Source organism: Streptomyces sp. NPDC003011, from assembly GCF_053591515.1.
In genome coordinates, this window is record NZ_JBSFTY010000035.1 from 37,664 (window position 1) to 58,361 (window position 20,698).

General features: G+C 73.4%; 16 protein-coding genes and 1 riboswitch. Of the genes, 6 read left to right on the forward strand and 10 right to left on the reverse strand.

All coding sequences use genetic code 11. From position 1 onward, the window contains the following. Positions 1-11: 11 nt before the first annotated feature. The 9 genes from cobI to ACWD0J_RS19380 all read right to left on the reverse strand — a co-directional run bounded on the left by cobI (position 12) and on the right by ACWD0J_RS19380 (position 12,839). Entirely contained in the window at positions 12-743 is a 732-nt protein-coding gene (gene cobI, locus ACWD0J_RS19340; protein ID WP_451497024.1) for a precorrin-2 C(20)-methyltransferase, read from the reverse strand. Then, positions 740-2,179, reverse strand: a complete 1,440-nt coding sequence (locus ACWD0J_RS19345; RefSeq protein ID WP_451497025.1) for a cobyrinate a,c-diamide synthase — start codon at positions 2,177-2,179, stop codon at positions 740-742. The genes cobI and ACWD0J_RS19345 overlap by 4 nt, the downstream gene beginning before the upstream one ends. Next, positions 2,176-2,775 carry a cob(I)yrinic acid a,c-diamide adenosyltransferase gene (gene cobO / locus ACWD0J_RS19350; RefSeq protein WP_451497026.1) on the reverse strand — a complete coding sequence of 200 codons (600 nt, stop codon included), beginning with the start codon at positions 2,773-2,775 and terminating at the stop codon, positions 2,176-2,178. Before cobO ends, ACWD0J_RS19345 begins: the two co-directional genes overlap by 4 nt. Continuing rightward, a complete protein-coding gene (locus tag ACWD0J_RS19355; protein ID WP_451497027.1) occupies positions 2,775-4,790 on the reverse strand; it encodes a putative cobaltochelatase in 2,016 nt (671 codons plus the stop codon). The genes cobO and ACWD0J_RS19355 overlap by 1 nt, the downstream gene beginning before the upstream one ends. Then, the gene (gene cobN / locus ACWD0J_RS19360) at positions 4,787-8,458 is read right to left on the reverse strand and encodes a cobaltochelatase subunit CobN (protein WP_451497028.1); all 3,672 of its coding nucleotides are present in this window, start codon (positions 8,456-8,458) and stop codon (positions 4,787-4,789) included. The genes ACWD0J_RS19355 and cobN overlap by 4 nt, the downstream gene beginning before the upstream one ends. After that, the gene (locus ACWD0J_RS19365) at positions 8,455-9,963 is read right to left on the reverse strand and encodes a cobyric acid synthase (protein WP_451497029.1); all 1,509 of its coding nucleotides are present in this window, start codon (positions 9,961-9,963) and stop codon (positions 8,455-8,457) included. Before ACWD0J_RS19365 ends, cobN begins: the two co-directional genes overlap by 4 nt. Continuing rightward, on the reverse strand, positions 9,960-10,901 hold the full coding sequence (locus tag ACWD0J_RS19370; RefSeq protein ID WP_451497030.1) for a cobalamin biosynthesis protein: 942 nt from the start codon (positions 10,899-10,901) through the stop codon (positions 9,960-9,962). The genes ACWD0J_RS19365 and ACWD0J_RS19370 overlap by 4 nt, the downstream gene beginning before the upstream one ends. A 101-nt stretch (positions 10,902-11,002) precedes the next feature. Continuing rightward, positions 11,003-11,142, reverse strand: a riboswitch (cobalamin riboswitch). Between the two features lie 181 nt (positions 11,143-11,323). Beyond that, complete coding sequence (locus ACWD0J_RS19375; protein WP_451497031.1) at positions 11,324-11,545, reverse strand: hypothetical protein; 222 nt, start codon at positions 11,543-11,545, stop codon at positions 11,324-11,326. A gap of 43 nt (positions 11,546-11,588) precedes the next feature. Continuing rightward, positions 11,589-12,839 carry an anion permease gene (locus ACWD0J_RS19380; RefSeq protein WP_451497032.1) on the reverse strand — a complete coding sequence of 417 codons (1,251 nt, stop codon included), beginning with the start codon at positions 12,837-12,839 and terminating at the stop codon, positions 11,589-11,591. A gap of 430 nt (positions 12,840-13,269) precedes the next feature. Between ACWD0J_RS19380 and ACWD0J_RS19385 the strand changes: the two genes are divergently transcribed. The 3 genes from ACWD0J_RS19385 to ACWD0J_RS19395 all read left to right on the forward strand — a co-directional run bounded on the left by ACWD0J_RS19385 (position 13,270) and on the right by ACWD0J_RS19395 (position 16,859). Continuing rightward, positions 13,270-14,001: a class II aldolase/adducin family protein gene (locus tag ACWD0J_RS19385; protein WP_451497033.1), complete on the forward strand. Its 732-nt coding sequence runs from the start codon at positions 13,270-13,272 to the stop codon at positions 13,999-14,001. A gap of 88 nt (positions 14,002-14,089) precedes the next feature. Then, positions 14,090-15,217, forward strand: a complete 1,128-nt coding sequence (locus tag ACWD0J_RS19390; RefSeq protein WP_451497034.1) for an alpha/beta hydrolase family protein — start codon at positions 14,090-14,092, stop codon at positions 15,215-15,217. A 217-nt stretch (positions 15,218-15,434) separates the two neighbouring features. Then, positions 15,435-16,859 carry a hypothetical protein gene (locus ACWD0J_RS19395; RefSeq protein WP_451497035.1) on the forward strand — a complete coding sequence of 475 codons (1,425 nt, stop codon included), beginning with the start codon at positions 15,435-15,437 and terminating at the stop codon, positions 16,857-16,859. A 13-nt stretch (positions 16,860-16,872) separates the two neighbouring features. Here the strand turns inward: ACWD0J_RS19395 and ACWD0J_RS19400 are convergent, their stop codons facing one another. After that, positions 16,873-17,286 (reverse strand): VOC family protein, encoded by a 414-nt coding sequence (locus ACWD0J_RS19400; RefSeq protein ID WP_451497036.1) that lies wholly within the window; start codon positions 17,284-17,286, stop codon positions 16,873-16,875. Between the two features lie 283 nt (positions 17,287-17,569). Between ACWD0J_RS19400 and ACWD0J_RS19405 the strand changes: the two genes are divergently transcribed. From ACWD0J_RS19405 to ACWD0J_RS19415, 3 genes are all read left to right on the forward strand, one after another. Then, a complete protein-coding gene (locus ACWD0J_RS19405) occupies positions 17,570-19,168 on the forward strand; it encodes an ABC-F family ATP-binding cassette domain-containing protein (protein ID WP_451497037.1) in 1,599 nt (532 codons plus the stop codon). A 375-nt stretch (positions 19,169-19,543) separates the two neighbouring features. Beyond that, complete coding sequence (locus tag ACWD0J_RS19410; protein WP_004002281.1) at positions 19,544-19,765, forward strand: helix-turn-helix domain-containing protein; 222 nt, start codon at positions 19,544-19,546, stop codon at positions 19,763-19,765. A gap of 117 nt (positions 19,766-19,882) precedes the next feature. Further along, positions 19,883-20,695: an enoyl-CoA hydratase/isomerase family protein gene (locus ACWD0J_RS19415; protein ID WP_451497038.1), complete on the forward strand. Its 813-nt coding sequence runs from the start codon at positions 19,883-19,885 to the stop codon at positions 20,693-20,695. Positions 20,696-20,698: the final 3 nt, after the last annotated feature.

Below are 20,698 nucleotides of genomic sequence, written 5' to 3' on the forward strand. Positions count from 1 at the left end.
TCTGGAAGGGCTCACAGCTTGCCGCCCCGCCCCCCGTCGCGCCGCGGGGGCGCGATGAGCGTCGACAGGTAGGGCAGGGGAGCGCCGTCGAGGTCGGCGGCCGGCCGGATGGACTCGGACTCCAGCCCCAGCGCCGACCCCCACACGGCGTCGTCGAGCCGCCCGGTCTCCCGCAGCGCCTCGGCGACCTCCCGCGCCTGCCGCCCGAACTTGTACGCGACCACCGTCCCGGGCCCGTTCAGCGCGTCCTTGAGCACGGCGGCCCCGGCGGTCACGGGCACCAGCGTCAGCGGTTCGGTGCCCTCCGTCAGCACCGCTCCCGACCGCGCCGCGAGGTCCTGCATCGCGGTGATCCCGGGCACCGTCTCCACGACCGTCCCCGGCACCAGCTCGGCGATGGTCTGCGCGAGGTAGGTGAAGGTGGAGTAGACGTTGGGGTCGCCGATGGTCGCGAAGGCGACGCAGCCGTGCGCCGCCAGCAACCGGACCACCCGCTCGCCGGCCGCGTCCCACGCGGCCTCCCGCCGCCCCCGGTCGCTGCGCTCGTTGAGCGCGAACACGACCCGCAGGACCTTCTCCTCGGGCACGTAGTGCAGGACGGTCGCCTCGGCCCGCCCCCGCTCGCCCGTGTCCATGACGGGGACGACGACCACGTCGGCGGCGCGCAGGGCGTTGACGCCCTTGACGGTCACCAGCTCCGGGTCACCGGGACCGACCCCGACTCCGATCAGCCTGCTGCTCATGACGTCCGGCACCTCTCCACGAACCGACGGGCGACACCGGGCTCGGACGCCCAGTGCGTGTGCAGATAACTGGCGTGCACACCCCGCTGTACGAAACCTTCGAGCCGCCGCCGAGGGGTGCGCACGCCCCAGGCGGCGACCTCTCCCGACCCGGGCTCCACCACGGTGCGGTGGAACTCGTGCCCCCGCATCCGCGTCCCGGCCTCGACGAGCACGCTGTCACTGACGGCCACGGCGTCCCGGTATCCGAGGGTGAGCCGCTCCGCCATCCGCGCGGTGGCGTCGAGCACCCCGCACATGGGCAGCCCGTCGAGCTCACGGCACAGATACAGCAGCCCGGCGCATTCGGCGGCCACGGGGGCACCGCCCCGGGCGAGTTCACCGATGGCCTTGCGCAGCGGCTCGTTGGCCGACAGCTCGCAGGCGTACACCTCGGGGAACCCGCCCCCGATGACCAGCCCGTCGGTGCCGTCGGGCAGCCGCTCGTCCCGCAGGGGATCGAAGACGACGACCTCGGCACCGGCGGAGGCGAGCAGCTCGGCGTGCTCGGCGTAGGAGAACGTGAACGCCGCTCCACCGGCGACGGCCACTTTCAGCCCGTCCGGCGTGTGAGGACGAGGCCCTTCGGGCCGAAAGCGGGGGTCTGGGGGCGCAGCCCTCAGGGACGGGACGGGAAGGGGCGCAGGGGGCGAGGAAGCCAGAACCTCAGCCGCGTCCCACGCCGCACACGCCAACGCACCCGCACTCCCCGCCAGCGCGGCCAGCGCGTCCAGGTCGCACCCCGCCCGCACCTGCTCCGCCATCGCCGCGACCGCCTCCACCGCCAAGGCCCGCCGCTCGGCGACCGGCACCAGCCCCAGATGCCGCGACGGTGTCTCCACCTGCGGCGCCCGCCGCAGCACCCCCAGCACCGGCACCCCGGCCGAGTCCAGAGCCTCCCTCAACAACGACTCGTGCCGGTCCGACCCGACCTTGTTCAGGATCACGCCCCCGATCCGCACCCCCGGATCCCACGAGGCGAACCCGTGCACCAGCGCCGCCACCGACCGCGACTGCGACGACGCGTCGACGACCAGCACCACCGGCGCCCCGAGCAGCTTCGCCACCTGCGCGGTGGACGCCAGCTCCCCCTCCCCGGCGGCCCCGTCGTACATCCCCATCACACCTTCGACGACGGCGATGTCGCACCCGCGCGCCCCGTGCAGGAACAGCGGCCCGATCAGTTCCGGCCCGCACAGGTACGCGTCGAGGTTGCGCCCCACCCGCCCGGTGGCGAGCGCGTGGTACCCGGGATCGATGTAGTCCGGTCCGACCTTGTGCGGGGACACGGCGAGCCCCCGCGCGGCGAACGCGGCCATCAGCCCCGTGGCCACCGTGGTCTTGCCGCTGCCCGACGAGGGCGCGGCGATGACCAGCCGGGGGACGGAGGACGTCACCACTCGATGCCCCTCTGCCCCTTCTGGCCGGCGTCCATCGGATGCTTGACCTTGGACATGTCGGTGACGAGGTCCGCGAACTCCACCAGCTTCTCCGGCGCGTTGCGTCCGGTGATCACGACATGCTGGGTCCCGGGCCGGTCCCGCAGCACGGAGACGACCTCGTCGGTGTCGATCCAGCCCCAGTGCATGGGGTAGGCGAACTCGTCGAGCACGTACAGCTTGTAGGTCTCGGCCGCCAGGTCCCGCTTGACCTGCTCCCAGCCCTCCCGGGCCTTGTCCTCGTTGTCCATCTGGGAATCCCGCTGGACCCAGGACCACCCCTCGCCCATCTTGTGCCAGGCGACGGACCCGCCTTCACCGCTGGCCCCCAGCACCCGCAGCGCGTTCTCCTCGCCGACCTTCCACTTCGCCGACTTGACGAACTGGAACACCCCGATGGGCCACCCCTGGTTCCAGGCCCGCAGCGCCAGCCCGAACGCGGCGGTCGACTTGCCCTTGCCCACGCCCGTGTGCACGACGACCAGCGGCCGGTTCCGCCGCTGACGGGTCGTCAGTCCGTCGTCCGGCACCACACTCGGCTGTCCCTGCGGCATTACGCGGCCCTCCCGGAGTTGCCCTGCACGTCCCTGACCAGCCCGGCGATCGAGTCCGCCCGCAGCTCGTCCAGCGTCACCGCCGTACCGCCCAGCTCACCCGCGAGCTGCCCGGCCAGACCCAGCCGTACGGGCCCCGCCTCGCAGTCGACGACCACCGAGGCGACCCCGTCGGCCGCGAACAGCCGTGCCGCGCGCCCGGCGAGGGCGACCGGTTCCGGACCGCCCGTGGCCCGCCCGTCGGTCACGACCACGACGAGCGCCCGCCGCGCCGGATCCCGCAGCCGCTCCACCCGCAGCACCTCGTGCGCCCGCAGCAGGCCCGCCGCGAGCGGCGTCCGCCCGCCGGTGGGCAGCGACTCCAGCCGCACCGCCGCCGCGTCCACCGAAGAGGTCGGCGGCAACGCCACCTCCGCGGCGGATCCCCGGAAGGTCACCAGACCCACCTTGTCCCGCCGCTGATAGGCGTCCAGCAGCAGCGACAGCACGGCACCCTTCACGGCGCTCATCCGCTGCCGGGCCGCCATGGAGCCCGAGGCGTCGACCACGAACAGCACGAGGTTGCCCTCACGCCCCTCCCGGGTCGCCTGCCGCAGATCGTCCCGGCGCACCACCAGCCCGCGCCCCGACCGCCCGCGCGCCCGCTGGTGCGGCGCCGCCGCCTGCACGGTCGCCGCCAGGTGCAGCTTGGTCAGCGCTCCCCGGGGCCGGCGCGCCCCGGTGGTCCGCCCGTGCTCGGTCCGCGCCCGGGACCGCCGCCCCGCGGCGCCTTCGCCGAGGCCGGGCACGCTCAGCACCTTCGTACGGAAGGGCTCGGCGGCCCGCACGGGCTGCTGCTCGCCCGAACCCGTGCCGGACGGCTGCGGCTCCCCGTCCTCCCCGGCCTCCGGCCGCGCACCGGTGTCACCGCCCGTGTCACCGCCCTGCGGCCCGTCGGACCCGTCCTGCGGCGGCTGTCCGCCGCCCCCGCCGCCCCCGTCGGGACCGGGATCGTCGTCCTGCGGCTCCCCGAACTGCTCCAGCGTCTCGTCGAGCTTGTCCTCGTCCAGACCCGGCGCGTCGAAGGGGTTGCGGCGCCTGCGGTGCGGCAGCGCGAGCAGCGCGGCCTGCCGGACGTCCTCGGCGAGCACGTCGGTCCGCCCGGCCCACGCGGCCAGCGCGACCGCCGTCCGCGCCATCACGATGTCGGCCCGCATGCCGTCCACCTCGAACGCGGCACAGGTCGCCGCGATCTGCCGCAGCGCCCCGTCGCCCAGCCGCACCGACGGCAGCAGCTCCCGCGCCGCCACGATCCGCGCCCGTACGGCGGCCTCCTCGTCGGCCCACCGCGCGGCGAAGCCGGCCGGGTCGTCGTCGTGGGCGAGCCGCCGCCTCACCACCTCCACCCGCTGGTCGGGCTCCCGCGAGGCCGCGACCTCGACGGTCAGCCCGAACCGGTCCAGCAACTGCGGCCGCAGCTCGCCCTCTTCGGGGTTCATGGTCCCGACGAGCAGGAACTTCGCGGCATGCCGTACGGAGACACCTTCGCGTTCCACGTACGACGCGCCCATCGCCGCCGCGTCCAGCAGCAGGTCGACCAGGTGGTCGTGGAGCAGGTTGACCTCGTCGACGTAGAGGATCCCGCGGTGCGCGTCGGCCAGCAGGCCGGGCTCGAAGGCCTTCACGCCCTCGGCGAGCGCCCGCTCGATGTCCAGGGCGCCCACCAGCCGGTCCTCGGAGGCGCCGACCGGCAACTCGACCATCCGCGCGGGCCGTTCGACCCCCGGCCCCGGCTCGTGCGGGCCGTCCGGGCACGCCGGGTCCGGCGCGGCGGGATCGCACGAGAAACGGCAGCCGGGGACGACGGGGACCTCCGGCAGCAGCACCGAAAGGGCCCGTACCGCCGTCGACTTGGCGGTGCCCTTCTCGCCGCGCACCAGCACACCGCCGACCGCCGGGGAGACGGCGTTCAGCAGCAGCGCGAGCCGCAGGTCGTCCTGGCCGACCACGGCCGTGAACGGGAACGGGGTACTCACTTGTCGTCGCCCTCCAAGTCGCCTTCCAGCTCCAGGTAGGTGGCCCGCAGCCGTTCCAGGGTGTCCGCGTCCGGCTCGGCCCACAGCCCGCGCTCGGCGGCCTCCAGGAGCCGTTCCGTGATGCCGCGCAGCGCCCAGGGGTTGGACTTCTTCATGAAGTCCCGGTTCTCCTGGTCGAAGACGTACTCGGCGCTGAGCTTCTCGTACATCCAGTCGTCCACGACCCCGGCCGTGGCGTCGTACCCGAAGAGGTAGTCGACGGTCGCCGCCATCTCGAAGGCGCCCTTGTAGCCGTGCCGGCGCATCGCCGCCATCCAGCGCGGGTTGACCACCCGGGCGCGGAAGACCCGGTGGGTCTCCTCGCCGAGCGTGCGGGTCTTGACCTGGTCGGGGGTGGCCGAGTCGCCGACGTACGCCTCGGGGCTCGCGCCCGTCAGGTGGCGGACCATGGCGACCATGCCGCCGTGGTACTGGAAGTAGTCGTCGGCGTCGACGAGGTCGTGCTCGCGGGTGTCGACGTTCTTGGCGGCCACCGCGATCCGCTTGAACGCCGTCTCCATGTCGCCGCGCGCGGCCCGCCCGTCGAGCCCGCGTCCGTAGGCGTAGCCGCCCCACACCGCGTACACCTCGGCGAGGTCGGCGTCGGAGCGCCAGTTGCGGGCGTCGATCAGCGGCAGCAGCCCGGCGCCGTACGCGCCCGGCTTGGAGCCGAAGATCCGGGCGGTCGCGCGCCGCCGGTCACCGTGCTCGGCGGTGTCCGCGTCGGCGTGCGCGCGCACGTAGTTCTGGCCGGCGGGCTCGTCCAGCTCGGCCACCGCCCGCACCGCGTCGTCGATCAACGCGACGACGTGCGGGAACGCGTCCCGGAAGAAGCCGGAGATGCGGACCGTGACGTCGATCCGGGGCCGCCCGAGTTCGGCCCAGGGCACGATCTCGAAGCCGGTCACCCGGCGGGAGGCGTCGTCCCACACCGGGCGGCAGCCCAGCAGCGCCAGGATCTCGGCGATGTCGTCGCCCTGGGTGCGCATCGCGGACGTGCCCCAGACCGTCAGGCCGACGGACTCCGGGTAGCCGCCGGTGTCCTGGAGGTACCGCTGCACCAGCGAGTCGGCGAGCGCCTGCCCGACCTCCCAGCTCAGCCGGGACGGAATGGCCTTGGGGTCGACGGAGTAGAAGTTGCGGCCGGTCGGCAGCACGTTGACCAGCCCGCGCGTCGGCGAACCGGACGGGCCGGCCGGGACGTAACCGCCGTCCAGAGCCTTGAGGATGTGCCCGATCTCGTCGGTGGTCCTCTCCAGACGCGGCACGACCTCGGTACAGGCGAACTCCACCACGGCCACCGCCTCGGGGAGGTCGGTGCCCAGGACCTCCCGGACCAGCGGGGCCGCCTCGGCAACCGCCCAGTCCCGGGCCTCCATCCCCTCCGCGACCCGCCGGCACAGCTGCTCCAGCAGGTCGATCGCGTCGGCGGCGGACCGCGCGGGCCCCTGCACGAGGTCCGTCAGCTCCGCCGGCACCTTCACCGGCGCCCCCGGCTCGGCGAGCAACTCCTTCTCCGCCAAACCGAAGTGCGCGGCGATCGAGGCCCGCAGCCCCGGCAGGGCGTTCGCCTGCCCGCCCCACACCTGGGAGGCGCGCAGCACCGCCAGCACGAGGTTCACCCGGGGCTCGCCGACCGGTCCGCCGCCGAGGATGTGCAGGCCGTCCCGGATCTGGACGTCCTTGATCTCGCACAGGTAGCCGTCGATGTGCATGACGAACTCGTCGAACGCCTCGTCGTCCGGCTGGTCGTCGACGTGCAGGTCGTGGTGGAGCTCGGCCGCCTTCACCAGCGTCCAGATCTGCGCCCGCACCGCCGGTGCCTTCGTCGGGTCCAGGTCGGAGACGAGCGCGTACTCGTCGAGCAGCTGCTCCAGCTTGGCCAGGTCGCCGTAGGTGTCGGCGCGGGCCATCGGCGGCACCAGGTGGTCGACCACGGTGGCGTGCCCGCGCCGCTTGGCCTGGGTGCCCTCGCCGGGGTCGTTGACGATGAAGGGGTAGACGAGCGGGAGTTCACCGAGGACGGCGTCCGGCGCGCAGGCCCTGGACAGGCCCAGTCCCTTGCCCGGCAGCCACTCCATCGTGCCGTGCTTGCCCATGTGCACGATCGCGTCGGCCCCGAAGCCGCCCTCTGATGTCGCGGTCTCCAGCCACCGGTACGCCGCCATGTAGTGGTGCGACGGCGGCATGTCGGGGTCGTGGTAGATCGCGATCGGGTTCTCGCCGAAGCCGCGCGGCGGCTGGATCATGACGACGACGTTCCCGAACTGGAGGGAGGCCAGCACGATGTCGTCGCCGTCCACGTACAGGCTGCCCGGCGGCTCGCCCCACGCCTCCAGCATGGCGTCCCTCAGGCCCGCGTCGAGGCGGTCGAACCAGGCCCGGTAGTCGGCGAGCGGCACCCGCGCGGGCGCCGCGGCGAGCTGCTCCTCGGTGAGCCATTCGACGTCGTGGCCACCGGCGTTGATCAGCCGGTGGATCAGCTCGTCCCCGTCGTCGGGGTGCCCCTCGACGGCGTACCCGGCGTCCCGCAGCGCGTCCAGCACCCGCACCGCCGAGACGGGCGTGTCCAGCCCGACCGCGTTGCCGACGCGCGAGTGCTTGGTCGGGTAGGCGGTGAAGACGAGCGCGAGCCTCTTGCCGGCGTTCGGCTTGTGCCGCAACCGGGCGTGCCGCACGGCGATCCCGGCGACCCGCGCGGCCCGCTCAGGGTCGGCGACGTACACCGGGACCTCGTCCGGGCCCTGCTCCTTGAAGGAGAACGGCACGGTGATCAGCCGCCCGTCGAACTCCGGGATCGCCACCTGCATCGCCGCGTCCATGGGGGACAGGGCGGCGTCGGACTCCTCCCAGGCCTTCCTGGAGGACGTCAGGCACAGGCCCTGGAGCACGGGGACGTCGAGATCGGCGAGGGCCCCGATGTCCCAGGCCTCCTCGTCGCCGCCGGCCGAGGCCTGCGAGGCGTGTGTGCCGCCGGAGGCGAGGACGGTGGCGATGAGGGTGTCGGCCTCGCCGAGGATCTCGTACAGCCCAGGGTCGGCACCGCGCAGCGAACCGCAGTAGACGGGCAGGGCGTTGGCGCCCCGCGCCTCGATCGCGTCGCACAGCGTGTCCACGAAGGCGGTGTTGCCGCTGAGGTGGTGGGCGCGGTAGAAGAGCACGCCCACGGTCGGACGGCCGTCCTGGAGCGCGCGGTCCCCGTGGACGCCGTACTCGGGCATCTTGTGCGGCTCGTCGAACCCCTCACCGGTCAGCAGCACGGTGTCGGACAGGAAGCGCGCCAGCTCGGTGAGGTTGGCGGGGCCGCCCTCGACGAGGTACCTGAGCGCCTCCGCCACGACGCCGGCGGGCACCGACGACTCGGCCATCAGCTCCGCGTCGGGCACGGTCTCCCCGCCGAGGAGGACGGTGGGGATGCCCGAGGCCCGCAGCGCGGCGAGCCCGTCCTCCCAGGCCCGCTTGCCGCCGAGCAGCCGTACGACGGCGATGTCCGCGCCGTCGACCAGCCCCGGAAGTTCCTCCGTGACGTCGACGCGGGTCGGGTTGCCGATCCGGTACGAGGCGCCGGAAGCGGCCCGGGCCGCCAGCAGGTCCGTGTCGGCGGTGGACAACAACAACACTGTGCTCATGCGGGCGCTCCCGGTGGGATGAAAGGCAGTCCTTGCGGCGCGCCGGACTCGATGAGCCGCCACAGCGCGTCGGTGTCCGCGTGCTGTTCGATCAGGTCGCCGAGCCGGTCGAGCTGCTCCTCGCGCAGCGCGGCGAACGAGGTGTCGGCGGCCGGCACGAAACGGCGGCCCGCGGCGGCCGCCACCTCGCGCAGGAACGCCCGCCGGAAACCGTCCGACTCCAGCGAGCCGTGCCAGTGCGTGCCCCAGGTCTGCCCGACCCGGCAGCCGTCCAGGAAGGGCTCCCCGCCCGTCACCTCGGCGATCCCGTGGTGGATCTCGTACCCCTCGACGTGTTCGCCGAGGGCCTCGCCGACCGGCCGGGTGAGGGTCTTCTCGCGGGCGAACCGGACCCGGACGGGCAGGACGCCGAGTCCGCCGACGTGTCCGCGCCGGCTCTCGACGTCGTCCTCGATGTGCTCGCCGAGCACCTGGAAACCGCCGCAGAGCCCGAGGATCGGCCGCCCCTCGGCGGCCCTGCGCCGCAGCGCCTTTGCGAGTCCCCGCTCCCGCAGCCACTCCAGCGCCCGGACGGTCCCGCGGGTCCCCGGGATCACCACGAGGTCGGCGTCGGCCAGTTCCTCCGGCCGGTCCACGAACCGCACGACGACGCCCGGCTCGGCGGCCAGCGCGTCCACGTCCGTGAAGTTGGACATCAGCGGGACCGCGCAGACGGCGACCCGCAGCACGTCCTCGCCGACGGGCGGCGCGACGTTCGACTCCCGGACCGTCCCGCGCAGGGAGACCCGCAGCCCGTCCTCCTCGTCGATCCCGAGCCCGTGCCGGAAGGGCAGGACGCCGTAGGTGTGCCGCCCGGTGAGCCCGTGCAGCATGTCCAGCCCGGGTTCCAGCAGCGAGACGTCCCCGCGGAACTTGTTGACGAGGAACCCGGCGACGAGTTCCTGGTCTTCGGGGGACAGCAGGGCCACGGTGCCGAAGAAGGAGGCGAAGACCCCGCCACGGTCGATGTCGCCCACCACCAGCACCGGCAGCCGCGCGTTGCGCGCGATCCCCATGTTGACGATGTCCGTCCGCCGCAGATTGATCTCGGCGGGACTGCCGGCCCCCTCACAGATCACCGCGTCATACGTGCCCCGCAACGCGGCCAGACACTCCAGCACGGTCCCGAGGAGCCGCTGCTGGCGCCCGCCGTGATAGCCGCGCGCACTCATCTCGCCCACGGGCTTGCCCATGAGCACCACCTGGCTGCTCTGCTCGCCGCCCGGCTTGAGCAGCACGGGATTCATCAGCGCGGTCGGCTCGACCCGGCAGGCCTGCGCCTGCATGGCCTGCGCCCGCCCGATCTCGGCGCCCTCCCGGGTGACGAACGAGTTGAGGGACATGTTCTGCGCCTTGAAGGGCGCGACCTTGACCCCTTGGCGCACCAGCCACCGGCAGATCCCGGCGGTGACGACACTCTTGCCGGCGTCGGAGGTGGTACCGGCGACCAGGAGACCACCGTTCACGAGGCACGCCCCTTCACCACGCGGCGTGCGGCGACCGTGAGCCCGAGCGCGAGCAGGCCCACGCGGCGCGAGAGCCGTACGGCCCGTTCGACGTCCTCGGTCACCACGGCCCGCCCCCGCGCGTTCAGCACCGGCCGGTGCTCGACCCGGCCGCCGTACGACAGCGTCCCGCCCAGCCGCACGCCGAGCGCCCCCGCGAACGAGGCCTCCACGGGCCCGGCGTTGGGGCTCGGATGGTTCGCCGCGTCCGCCCGCCAGGCGCGCACGGCACCGCGCGGATCCGGGCCGGCCAGCGCCGCGAGGACGGCGGTCAGCCGCGCTCCGGGCCACCCGGCGACGTCGTCGAGCCGTGCGCAGGCCCACCCGTACCGCCGGTACCGGGGCGACTTGTGCCCGACCATGGCGTCGAGGGTGTTGACGGCCCGGAACCCGGCCAGCCCCGGCACACCGGCCACGGCCCCCCACACGAGCGCCCCCACCACGGCGTCGGAGGTGTTCTCGGCGACAGACTCCACGACCGCCCGCGCGATCCCGTCGGCGTCCAGGGACTGCGGATCCCGCCCGCACAGGTGCGGCAGCCGGGCCCGCGCGGCCTCGACGTCCCCCGCCTCCAGCGCCCGCCCGATGCTCCGCGCCTCCCTGGCCAGCGACGTCCCCCCGACGACGGCCCAGGTGACGGCGCCGGTCAGCGCGAGGGAAGCGGCGGGGGAGGGACGTACGGCACGGGCGGCGGCGGCCCCGAGCGCGACGGCGCCACCGGCGCACACCACGGCGTGCAGCGCGCCCCACCCCCGGTGGTCCCGCCACAGCACCCGTTCCACGGCGCCCGCGGCCCGCCCGAACACGGCGACCGGATGCCCGCGGTGAGGATCACCGAGGAGCAGGTCACCGAGGAGCCCGGCGGCGGCGCCGTACGCGTAGACGCGATCGGCACGCATGGGGTCAGCCGACCGCTGTCACAGACGGGGAGACGCTACTGAACCTCGAACGGCAGCCGAGCATGGCGATATGTCCTCACTCAGGGTGTCCACGCCCTGGTTCGACGAGACCGGCGACGAGAGTTCCTGGCTCCCGGGGCTTTCTGCCCCGGTGACAGTGGCGGGACCGCGCCGGACTCGCACCGGCTTCCTCTTCTGCCGCCGTACATGGCCCCGGCAGTCCACCACGGGGTTGGAAGAGCCGTCAACTTGCCGTTGACCTGCGCGGGGGGACTGTGGAGAACCCCACATCGCCGACGTGGCCAGGGCATCCGCGGGACCGGCCCGAAGGGCGCCCGCGGGGCCGGGCGGCGGTCCCGGAACGCCGACCGGGCGGGCCCGGAACCGAAGTTCCGGACCCGCCCGGCGGCCAGGTGCCCGTGTCAGGCCACGATCAGGTAGATCCCGTACGCGACCGCCGCGGTGCAGGCCGCGAAGCAGGCGTACGCGCCCGTGACCGCGAGGGCGGCCGAACCGCCCTGCTGCGCGGCCCGTTCCTGTCGCGACAGGCCCATGACGGCGAGGGTGAACAGGCCCACCAGGGCCACGGTGACCACGAGGCTGACACCGAAGACGGAGCCGAGGGCCGCCCAGTCGATCTTCATGCTGCTTCTTCCTTCGTACCGGTTCGTGCCGGGGTGGCGGGGCTCAGACGGTGGTCGTGGCCGGCGGGGCCGCGGGGTCGGCGGCGACCGCGACGGCCGGGGCCGGGATCGTGGCCGTCAGGTCCTCGGTCACCGTGCCCGTCGGCGGCGGGGTCACCGCGGCCATCGCCGCGGTCACCACTCCGGCCGGCTCCTCGGTGTCGCAGACGTTCGTGTGGTCGACGACCTCGCGGCGGGAGACCTTCCAGATCGCGGCGCTGGAGCCGACGAGGAAGACCGCCACGAGCGCCGTGCCCCAGGCGCCGAAGCCGGTCACGTACTCCGCGATCGCGCCGACCAGGGCCGCGGCGGGCAGGGTCAGGCCCCACGCCACGAACATCCGGGTCGCCGTCGACCAGCGGACCACGCCGCCCTTGCGGCCGAGGCCCGCGCCCATCACCGCGCCGGAGACGGAGTGCGTGGTGGAGAGGGAGAAGCCGAGGTGGGAGGAGGCCAGGATGACCGTGGCCGCGCTGGTCTGGGCGGCGAAGCCCTGCTGCGGCTGGAGGTCGGTCAGGCCCTTGCCCATGGTGCGGATGATGCGCCAGCCGCCGAGGTAGGTGCCGAGCGCGATGGCGATGCCCGCGGAGAGGATGACCCAGGTGGGCGGGTCCGAGTCGGGGGCGACGGCGCCGCCGGCGACCAGCGCCAGGGTGATGATGCCCATCGTCTTCTGCGCGTCGTTGGTGCCGTGGGCGAGCGAGACCAGGCCCGCCGAGGCGATCTGGCCCGCCCGGTAGCCCTTCTCCGCCGCCTTGCCGTCGGCCTTCTTGCCGAGCTTGTACGACAGGCGCGTCGCGAGCATCGCGGCCAGGCCCGCCACCAGCGGGGCCGCGATCGCCGGGATCAGCACCTTGGTGACGAGCACGTCGCCGTGCACCCCGCCGAAGCCCGCGGAGGCGACGGTGGCGCCGATGAGGCCGCCCATCAGGGCGTGCGAGGAGCTGGAGGGGAGTCCGACCAGCCAGGTCAGCAGGTTCCAGAGGATCGCGCCGACCAGGGCGGCGAAGATGACCTCGGGACGGATGCCGCTCTCGTCCACGAGACCCTTGGAGATCGTGTTGGCGACCTCCACGGAGAGGAAAGCGCCCACAAGGTTGAGCACGGCGGACATGGCCACCGCGACCTTGGGCTTGAGCGCGCCGGTCGAGATGGTCGTGGCCATCGCGTTGGCGGTGTCGTGGAAACCGTTCGTGAAATCGAACGCGAGTGCGGTTACTACCACAATCGCGAGGATCAGCGAGAAGTTTTCCATTTACCCAGGCAATCGTTCGAGGTCATTGGCCGGACGAACGTAAGCAACCTGAGTGAACGGAAGGTGAACTGAGGCGGGCCGCACGGTGTCCGGATGCTGCGGTTCTCGCACCGCCGCGCTTCGGCCGGCTCCGTGGGCCCCGTGCGGCCCGGGCACCCCTTGGCCACCCGCCGTCGGCGAACTCCCTCAGCCGGTTCAAAGACCCGTCGAAGAGATGTTGGTCACCCGGCGGGCTGCCGCCGTCACCGGGCGGCGGCCGGTGTGCCGCTTCACCTCGTCGCTGAACGCCTTGATCCACCCGGTCATCCGGGTCCTGCTCAGCCCGTGGCACATGCGCGAACGCGGCGCCACTTGGCCGTGGCCCTCCGCCAGTGGCCCGAAGTGCCTCCGCCCGGCGGCGAGTCGGCGCCGGGCCTGGCAGGATCGCCGCATGGCCGAGGAGCAGCGGGACCCGCGGGGTGGACGAGGCGCGCGAGCGGGCGCACCGGACGTGCCGGAGCCGCGGGGGAGGAGCGTGCGCCCCGAGGAGGCGCACGCCTGGGAGGCGCTCGTCGCGACGGCCCGCCGCACCGTGTCCGACGGACTGGTCGTCGGCACCTCCGGCAACGTCTCGGTGCGCGTCGAGGACACCGTGCTGGTCACACCGTCGGGCGTGCCCTACGACCGGCTCACGCCCACGGACGTCACCGGGGTCGACCTCAACGGCCGGCAGGTGCTCGGCACGCTCGTCCCCACCAGCGAACTGCCCATGCATCTGGCCGTCCACCGCACCACCGACGCCCGCGCCGTCGTCCACACCCACGCCGTGCACGCCACGGCCGTCTCCACGCTCGTCCCCGAGCTCCCGGCGATCCACTACATGGCCGGCGCGCTCGGCGGCACCGTCCGGGTCGCCCCGTACGCCCCCTACGGCACCGGCGAGTTGGCCGAGAACGTGCTCCACGCCCTCGCCGGGCGCACCGGCTGCCTCCTCCAGAACCACGGCACCCTCACCTACGGCGCCACCCTCGACCAGGCCTACGACCGCACCGCCCAGCTGGAGTGGATGTGCCGCCTGTGGCTGACGGCGTCCTCGGTGCCGGGACTGTCACCGACGCTGCTGACCGAGGCACAGGTGACGGAGGCAGGGGAGCGGCTGCGGACGTACGGGCAGCGGGGCTGAGGGGGCTTCGGTGAGATCCGCGCGGAAAGTGTCACTCCGGGCCGTCCTCCCGCTGGCCGCGGGCGCGGTGCGCCAGGACACTGGTGCCGTGCGCACTGTCAGAGCGACGGCCGCTGCCGTCACCGCCGTGCTGGGCGTCGGCGCCGCCGCGGTCGTCGCCGGCCGTCTCGCCGGCGACGCCGCCCTCAAGGCGCCGCCCGGCCGCCCGCTGCCCACCGAACCCAGGCTCACCGTGCACGCCACCGCGGCCGGCCGCATCGCCGTCACCCGCGACCTGGCGGCCCTGCGCCCCGGCACCTACGGCCTCGCCGGCGACGGCTCGCACGCGGTCGTCGGTCCCGTCCTCGGCACGGAGGCCCACTCCGCCGACACCGTCGTACGCCGTCTGGAACGCGTCACGCGCGGCACCCTGAAACCCGGGGACAAGGTCTGGTTCACCCCCAACGTGCACGTCGGCGACCCGGGCACCGCCCTCGGCCTGGACCACACGGACGTCGAGGTGCCCGGCGAACTGGGCCCGTTGCCCGCGTGGTTGACGCCCGGCGTGCGGGACATCTGGGTGATCGCGGTGCACGGCCTGGGCACCACCCGCGAACACCCCCTGAACGTGCTGGAGTTCGTGCACCGTCTCCGCTTCCCGGTGCTCACCCTCGCCTACCGCGGCGACCTCGGCGCCCCCCGCCCGCCGGACGGGCTGAACCACCTCGGCGAGACCGAGTGGCGCGACCTGGACGCCGCCGTCCGGTACGCCCTGCGCAACGGTGCCCGCCAGGTCGTCCTGCACGGCTGGTCCACCGGCGCCACCATGGCGCTGCGCGCCGCCGCGCGCTCCACGGCGCACGACCGGATCGCGGGGCTCGTCCTGGACTCCCCGGTCCTCGACTGGCAGGCGACCCTGCGCGCCCTCGCCACGGCCCGCCGCACCCCCGGCGCCCTGCTGCCGCTCGCGGTACGCGCCGTCCAGGGCCGCACCGGTCTGTCCGCCGACCGCCTCGCCGGCGTCCCCGCCCCCGGCCGGCCCCTCCCGCCGACCCTCGTCTTCCACGGCCCGGACGACCGGGTGGCCCCCTGGAGCCACTCCCGCCGCCTCGCCGACGCCCATCCCCGCCGCGTCATCCTCCACCCGGTCCGGCACGCGCCCCACGCGGCCATGTGGAACGCCGACCCGGCGGTCTACGAGGAGACGCTGCGCCGCTTCCTGACCCCGCTGATGTGACCGCGCCGAAACCGGTCGCGCGCCCCGCTCGGCCGGCCGCGCTCCACCCGGCGCGCGGCACCGCGTCCACGCCCCGCCCCACAGGTTCCGTTTAACGCCGTACCAGTGGCCTGAACTCGGCTTACGGCCACCCGCACGGGCCCGGTACCGGCCCTCCCCGTCGCCCGCCGTGACATTCCGTTTGGGTTTTCGGACCGTCAACCGGAAGACTGCACCCGTGACGTCCCGTATCCCGCGCGACTCCAGGCTTCGACTCGTCCGCCCGCGACCCCTGGCCGCCGCCCCCACAGCAGTGAACCAGCGGCGTCCCCGCCGCGCCGCGCCCCGGCCGCCGGAGGGCACACCGGCCCCCGCGGAACTGGCCAGAATGGCGCGCTCGGGTCTCGCCGCCGCGGCCCGCGTCGCCCGCTGGGCCGACGCCGCGTTGCGCCCCGGGCGCGACGGCGCGAGCCCCGACGGCAAGGGCGCGCTCTCCGCGGAGACCGCCGAACGGGCCGCCGCCGACCTGGGGCTGACCGCCGCTCAGGTCCGCGCCGACTGGGACACCGCCCGCCTCGCCGGACTCGTCGAGGTGCACGGCGACAGCGCCCGCCCCGGCTGGCGGCTGCGCGCCTGGAACCGCGACGACAGCGCCGTCCTGCGCGGCTGGGTGGCCCTCTTCGACGCCTGGTCGCTCGCCTACCCGGAACCCTCCGACCACGAGCCGGCCGCCGTCGCCGAGGTCGTCTCGGCCATGCCCCAGGTGCTCTCCTTCCTCCAGCTGTCCGCCGGCCCCGTCCCCGTCGAGCAGCTCCTCGACCTCCTGGAGCAGCGGGTCACCGAACTGCGCACGGAGCGCTGCGAAGTCCCCTACGGCCCCCAGTCCGCACCGGCCGAGACCGCCCCCGCGCCGCCGGAGTCCGCCGCCGACGCCCCCCTCGCGCCCCTCGCCCCCCTTCTCGAATGGGCCCTGCGTGCCCTCGCCTCCGTCGGCGCACTGACCTACGGCGACGGACAGGCCACGCTCACCCCGCTCGGCAACTGGGCGGTGTGGGTCAAGCTGGAGCAGATCTGCGTGGCCGCGCAGAGCCCCGCAGGGAACATCGAGCAGGCGGCCGAGGACATGCTCCGCGGCTGCGCCCAGCTGCGCCCGAACGCGGCCCGCGCCGAATACCGCGCCTGGCTCGCCGCCCGCCCCGTCGGCAGCGCGGTCAGCGAACTGCTCGACGCCGCCCGCGGCGAGGACGCCCTGCTGCGCGGCCTCGCCTTCGAGGCCCTGCGGGTCGTCGGGGCCCCCGCCGAGCCCGACGTCCGCGCCGTGGCCGACGAGCCGACGCTCCGGCCGTACGCCCTGCTGTGGCTCGCCGAGCACGACGGGATCGACCCGGAGGACGCCCACGAGGTGCTCACCCGGGAGGAGGCGACCTGGCTGTGGGTCGACACCGCCGCCGCCGTCGCCGACCACGGCGAGGCCCCGATGCTCGTACGGCACCTGGAGTCCGCGCTGCAGCCGACCGTCCCCGCGCTCCTGGACGAGGTGCGTGCCGTCGGTCACCCCCGCACCGTGCAGGTCCTGGTCGCGCTCGCCGCCGCACACCCCGACCCGGCCCTGGCCAAGGCCGTCCGCCGTGCCGCCTTCCAGGTGCACACCGGGGGCAGCTGAACCGCCCCGGCCGTCAGCCCCCGATCTCGGGCGCGTAGGTGCCGAAGCTCCACACATTGCCCTCGACGTCCCGGGCCATGTAGTCCCGTGAGCCGTAGTCCTGGTCCGTCGGGGGCATCAGGATCTCCGCGCCGTGATCCACGGCACGCCGGTGATGCGCGTCCACGTCGTCCACCACGACGTAGACCCCGGCCGTGCCCGCGTCCTTCATCGCCGCGTCGAAGACGCCGCCGCGGCCCTTGGAACCGACCATGACCGCGCCGTTGCCCTGGACCAGCTCGGCGTGCATCACCGAGCCGTCCTCGCTCTCGTAGACCGACAGCTCCATGAAGCCGAAGGCCTCCGTGAGCTGCCGGATCGCCGCCCTCGCGTCCGTGTACAGCAGGGTCGGATAGATGCTCGGACGCCCGCCGCTCGTTGCCGCCATGCCGATCACTCCTTTGTGACACCCACCGGAAATCCCTCCGCCGTCCAGTCTCGCAGCGACCACTGACAACGCCCCGCCGGCCGCCGCCGCGGCGCCCGTACGTCCACGTCCCGGGCGCCGCCCGGCCCCCGGACCGGCCGTCGTCGCGCGGCCCGAACACCTGAACGCAGAAGAAGTGCTTGCACGGCCCCGTTAGACTGGCCCCATGGCCATTCTCCTCGCGCATTAGACGGCGGGAACGTCCTCAGCCGTCCACCCGCCCCCTCCGCTCTGGAGTCTGTCCGTGATCTCCGCCTCCGGTATCGAGCTGCGCGCCGGTGCGCGCGTCCTCATCGAGTCCGCCACCTTCCGTGTCGCCAAGGGCGACCGCATCGGTCTGGTCGGCCGCAACGGCGCCGGCAAGACCACCCTCACCAAGTGCCTGGCGGGCGAGGGCGTCCCCGCCGGCGGCACCATCACCCGCTCCGGCGAGGTCGGCTACCTCCCGCAGGACCCCCGCACCGGCGACCTCGACGTCCTCGCCCGCGACCGCGTCCTCTCCGCGCGCGGCCTCGACGTACTGATCCGCAAGATGCGCGAGAACGAACAGCGCATCGCGAACGGCTCGGGCGCCACCCGCGAGAAGGCCCTGCGGCAGTACGAGCGCCACGAGACGGAGTTCCTCACCAAGGGCGGCTACTCCGCCGAGGCCGAGGCCGCCACCATCGCCGCCGCGCTCAACCTGCCCGACCGGGTCCTCGGCCAGCCGCTCCACACGCTCTCCGGCGGTCAGCGCCGCCGGATCGAGCTGGCGCGCATCCTGTTCTCCGACGCGGACACGCTGCTGCTCGACGAGCCGACGAACCACCTCGACGCGGACTCGATCGTCTGGCTGCGCGACTACCTCAAGACCTACCGCGGCGGCTTCATCGTGATCTCCCACGACGTCGACCTGGTCGAGACGGTCGTCAACAAGGTCTTCTACCTGGACGCCAACCGGGCCCAGATCGACGTCTACAACATGGGCTGGCGGCTCTACCAGCAGCAGCGCGAGGCCGACGAGAAGCGCCGCAAGCGCGAGCGGCAGAACGCGGAGAAGAAGGCCTCCGCGCTCCACTCCCAGGCCGACAAGATGCGCGCCAAGGCCACCAAGACCGTCGCCGCGCAGAACATGGCCCGCCGCGCCGACAAGCTGCTCGCCGGCCTTGAGGCCGAGCGCAGGTCCGACAAGGTCGCCAAGCTCCGCTTCCCGGAGCCCGCGCCCTGCGGCAAGACCCCGCTGATGGCCGAGGGCCTGTCCAAGTCGTACGGATCGCTGGAGATCTTCACCGACGTCGACCTGGCCATCGACAAGGGCTCGCGCGTCGTCATCCTCGGTCTGAACGGCGCCGGCAAGACGACCCTCCTGCGACTGCTCGGGGGCGCCGAGAAGCCCGACACCGGCCAGATCATCGAGGGCCACGGCCTCAAGCTCGGCTACTACGCCCAGGAGCACGAGACCCTGGACCCCGAGCGCACGGTCCTGGAGAACATGCGCTCCGCCAACCCCGACCTCGACCTGGTCGAGGTCCGCAAGACGCTCGGCTCGTTCCTGTTCTCCGGCGACGACGTCGACAAGCCGGCCGGTGTCCTGTCCGGCGGCGAGAAGACCCGGCTGGCGCTGGCGACCCTGGTGGTGTCGTCGGCGAACGTCCTGCTGCTCGACGAGCCGACCAACAACCTGGACCCGGCCAGCCGCGAGGAGATCCTCGGCGCGCTGCGCACCTACAAGGGCGCGGTCGTCCTGGTCACCCACGACGAGGGCGCCGTCGAGGCGCTCCAGCCGGAGCGGATCATCCTGCTGCCCGACGGCGTCGAGGACCTGTGGGGTGCCGACTACGCGGACCTCGTCGCCCTCGCCTGAGGACCGGTCCCGGCGGTCGACCGCGTGATCGACCGCGTGATCGAAGGGGTGATCCACTGCGTATGGATCATTCGGCCGATCCGTGATCCATCATCTGTGTGAGATCTCCTCGTACCGAGGTGTGTCCTACATCAATGTTCCGGCCGAGTCCTTTATCGACAAGGGCTCGGCCATCGCGCGTCTCTGACCTGGCCTTTCACGGAAGAACCCGTTCGGCGGTACGAACGGCACGTCTTGGAATCCCCGGTTCCGCATGTGGGGACGTGCTCCTGTCGTCACAACCATGTCGCACGGACCTTGCCGAATGGGTGGCCATGAAGCCCCGGAGGGGTGATCATGAGGAGACCAGAGCGCACTTCCCATGAGGAGGACCGGGTGGCCGAGACTCTGAAGAAGGGCAGCCGGGTAACCGGCGCCGCGCGCGACAAGCTCGCGGCAGACCTGAAGAAGAAGTACGACTCCGGTGCGAGCATTCGGGCGCTGGCCGAGGAAACCGGCCGCTCGTATGGCTTTGTGCACCGGATGCTCAGCGAATCGGGTGTCACGCTGCGTGGGCGTGGCGGGGCGACGCGGGGCAAGAAGGCCGCTTCGTCCTGAACCCGGGCGGCCCATCGGCTTCGATGGTGGCCACCCGGTCGGTCGACTGATCGGCCGGGTGGTTACTGTGCAGTCACTTAGCATCGCTCTGCTGACCGCACCCATCGGAGGCGCCCCATGGCTTCGCCCGACCAGGACCGTGTTCCCGAAGCTCCCGCACTCGACAAGGACGGCGTACGGCTCACCGTCGACGACGCGATCGCCACGGTGACGCTGACCAACCCGGCCAAACGCAACGCCCAAAGTCCTGCTCTGTGGCGGGCGTTGGCAGAAGCCGGGCGGGTCCTGCCGGGCTCCGTCCGGGTCGTCGTGCTGCGTGCCGAGGGCAAGTCCTTCTCCGCCGGTCTCGACCGGCAGGCGTTCACGCCCGAGGGTTTCGACGGCGAGCCGTCGTTCATCGACCTCGCACGGGGTGAAGACGCCGAGCTGGACGCGGCCATCGCCGAGTACCAGGAGGGTTTCACCTGGTGGCGACGGAGCGACCTGGTGTCCATCGCCGCGGTGCAGGGACATGCCATCGGGGCGGGCTTCCAGCTCGCGCTCGCCTGTGACCTGCGCGTCGTCGCGGACGACGTGCAGTTCGCCATGCGCGAGACCAGCCTCGGACTGGTGCCGGACCTGACCGGTACGCATCCACTGGTGGGACTGGTCGGGTACGCCCGGGCGCTGGAGATCTGCGCGACCGGACGCTTCGTGCACGCCGAGGAGGCCGTGCACACGGGCCTGGCGAACGTCGCGGTGCCGTCGGACCAGCTCGACGGCGCGGTACGGGACCTCGCCTCGGCGATCCTGGCCGCGCCCCGGGACGCGGTGATCGAGACGAAGGCACTGCTGCGCGGCGCACAGGACCGCGACTACGAGGCTCAGCGCGCCGCCGAGCGGGCCGCGCAGGCCCGACGGCTGCGGGACCTGGCCGGCGTCGGCGAGTAGGAC

Excerpts from the sequence above, each read along its gene's own strand:
- cobI (WP_451497024.1), bottom strand. The coding sequence starts at position 743 with ATGAGCAGCAGGCTGATCGGAGTCGGGGTCGGTCCCGGTGACCCGGAG.
- cobO (WP_451497026.1), bottom strand. The coding sequence starts at position 2,775 with ATGCCGCAGGGACAGCCGAGTGTGGTGCCGGACGACGGACTGACGACC.
- cobN (WP_451497028.1), bottom strand. The coding sequence starts at position 8,458 with ATGAGCACAGTGTTGTTGTTGTCCACCGCCGACACGGACCTGCTGGCG.
- ACWD0J_RS19370 (WP_451497030.1), bottom strand. The coding sequence starts at position 10,901 with ATGCGTGCCGATCGCGTCTACGCGTACGGCGCCGCCGCCGGGCTCCTC.
- ACWD0J_RS19375 (WP_451497031.1), bottom strand. The coding sequence starts at position 11,545 with ATGAAGATCGACTGGGCGGCCCTCGGCTCCGTCTTCGGTGTCAGCCTC.
- ACWD0J_RS19380 (WP_451497032.1), bottom strand. The coding sequence starts at position 12,839 with ATGGAAAACTTCTCGCTGATCCTCGCGATTGTGGTAGTAACCGCACTC.
- ACWD0J_RS19385 (WP_451497033.1), top strand. The coding sequence starts at position 13,270 with ATGGCCGAGGAGCAGCGGGACCCGCGGGGTGGACGAGGCGCGCGAGCG.
- ACWD0J_RS19400 (WP_451497036.1), bottom strand. The coding sequence starts at position 17,286 with ATGGCGGCAACGAGCGGCGGGCGTCCGAGCATCTATCCGACCCTGCTG.
- ACWD0J_RS19415 (WP_451497038.1), top strand. The coding sequence starts at position 19,883 with ATGGCTTCGCCCGACCAGGACCGTGTTCCCGAAGCTCCCGCACTCGAC.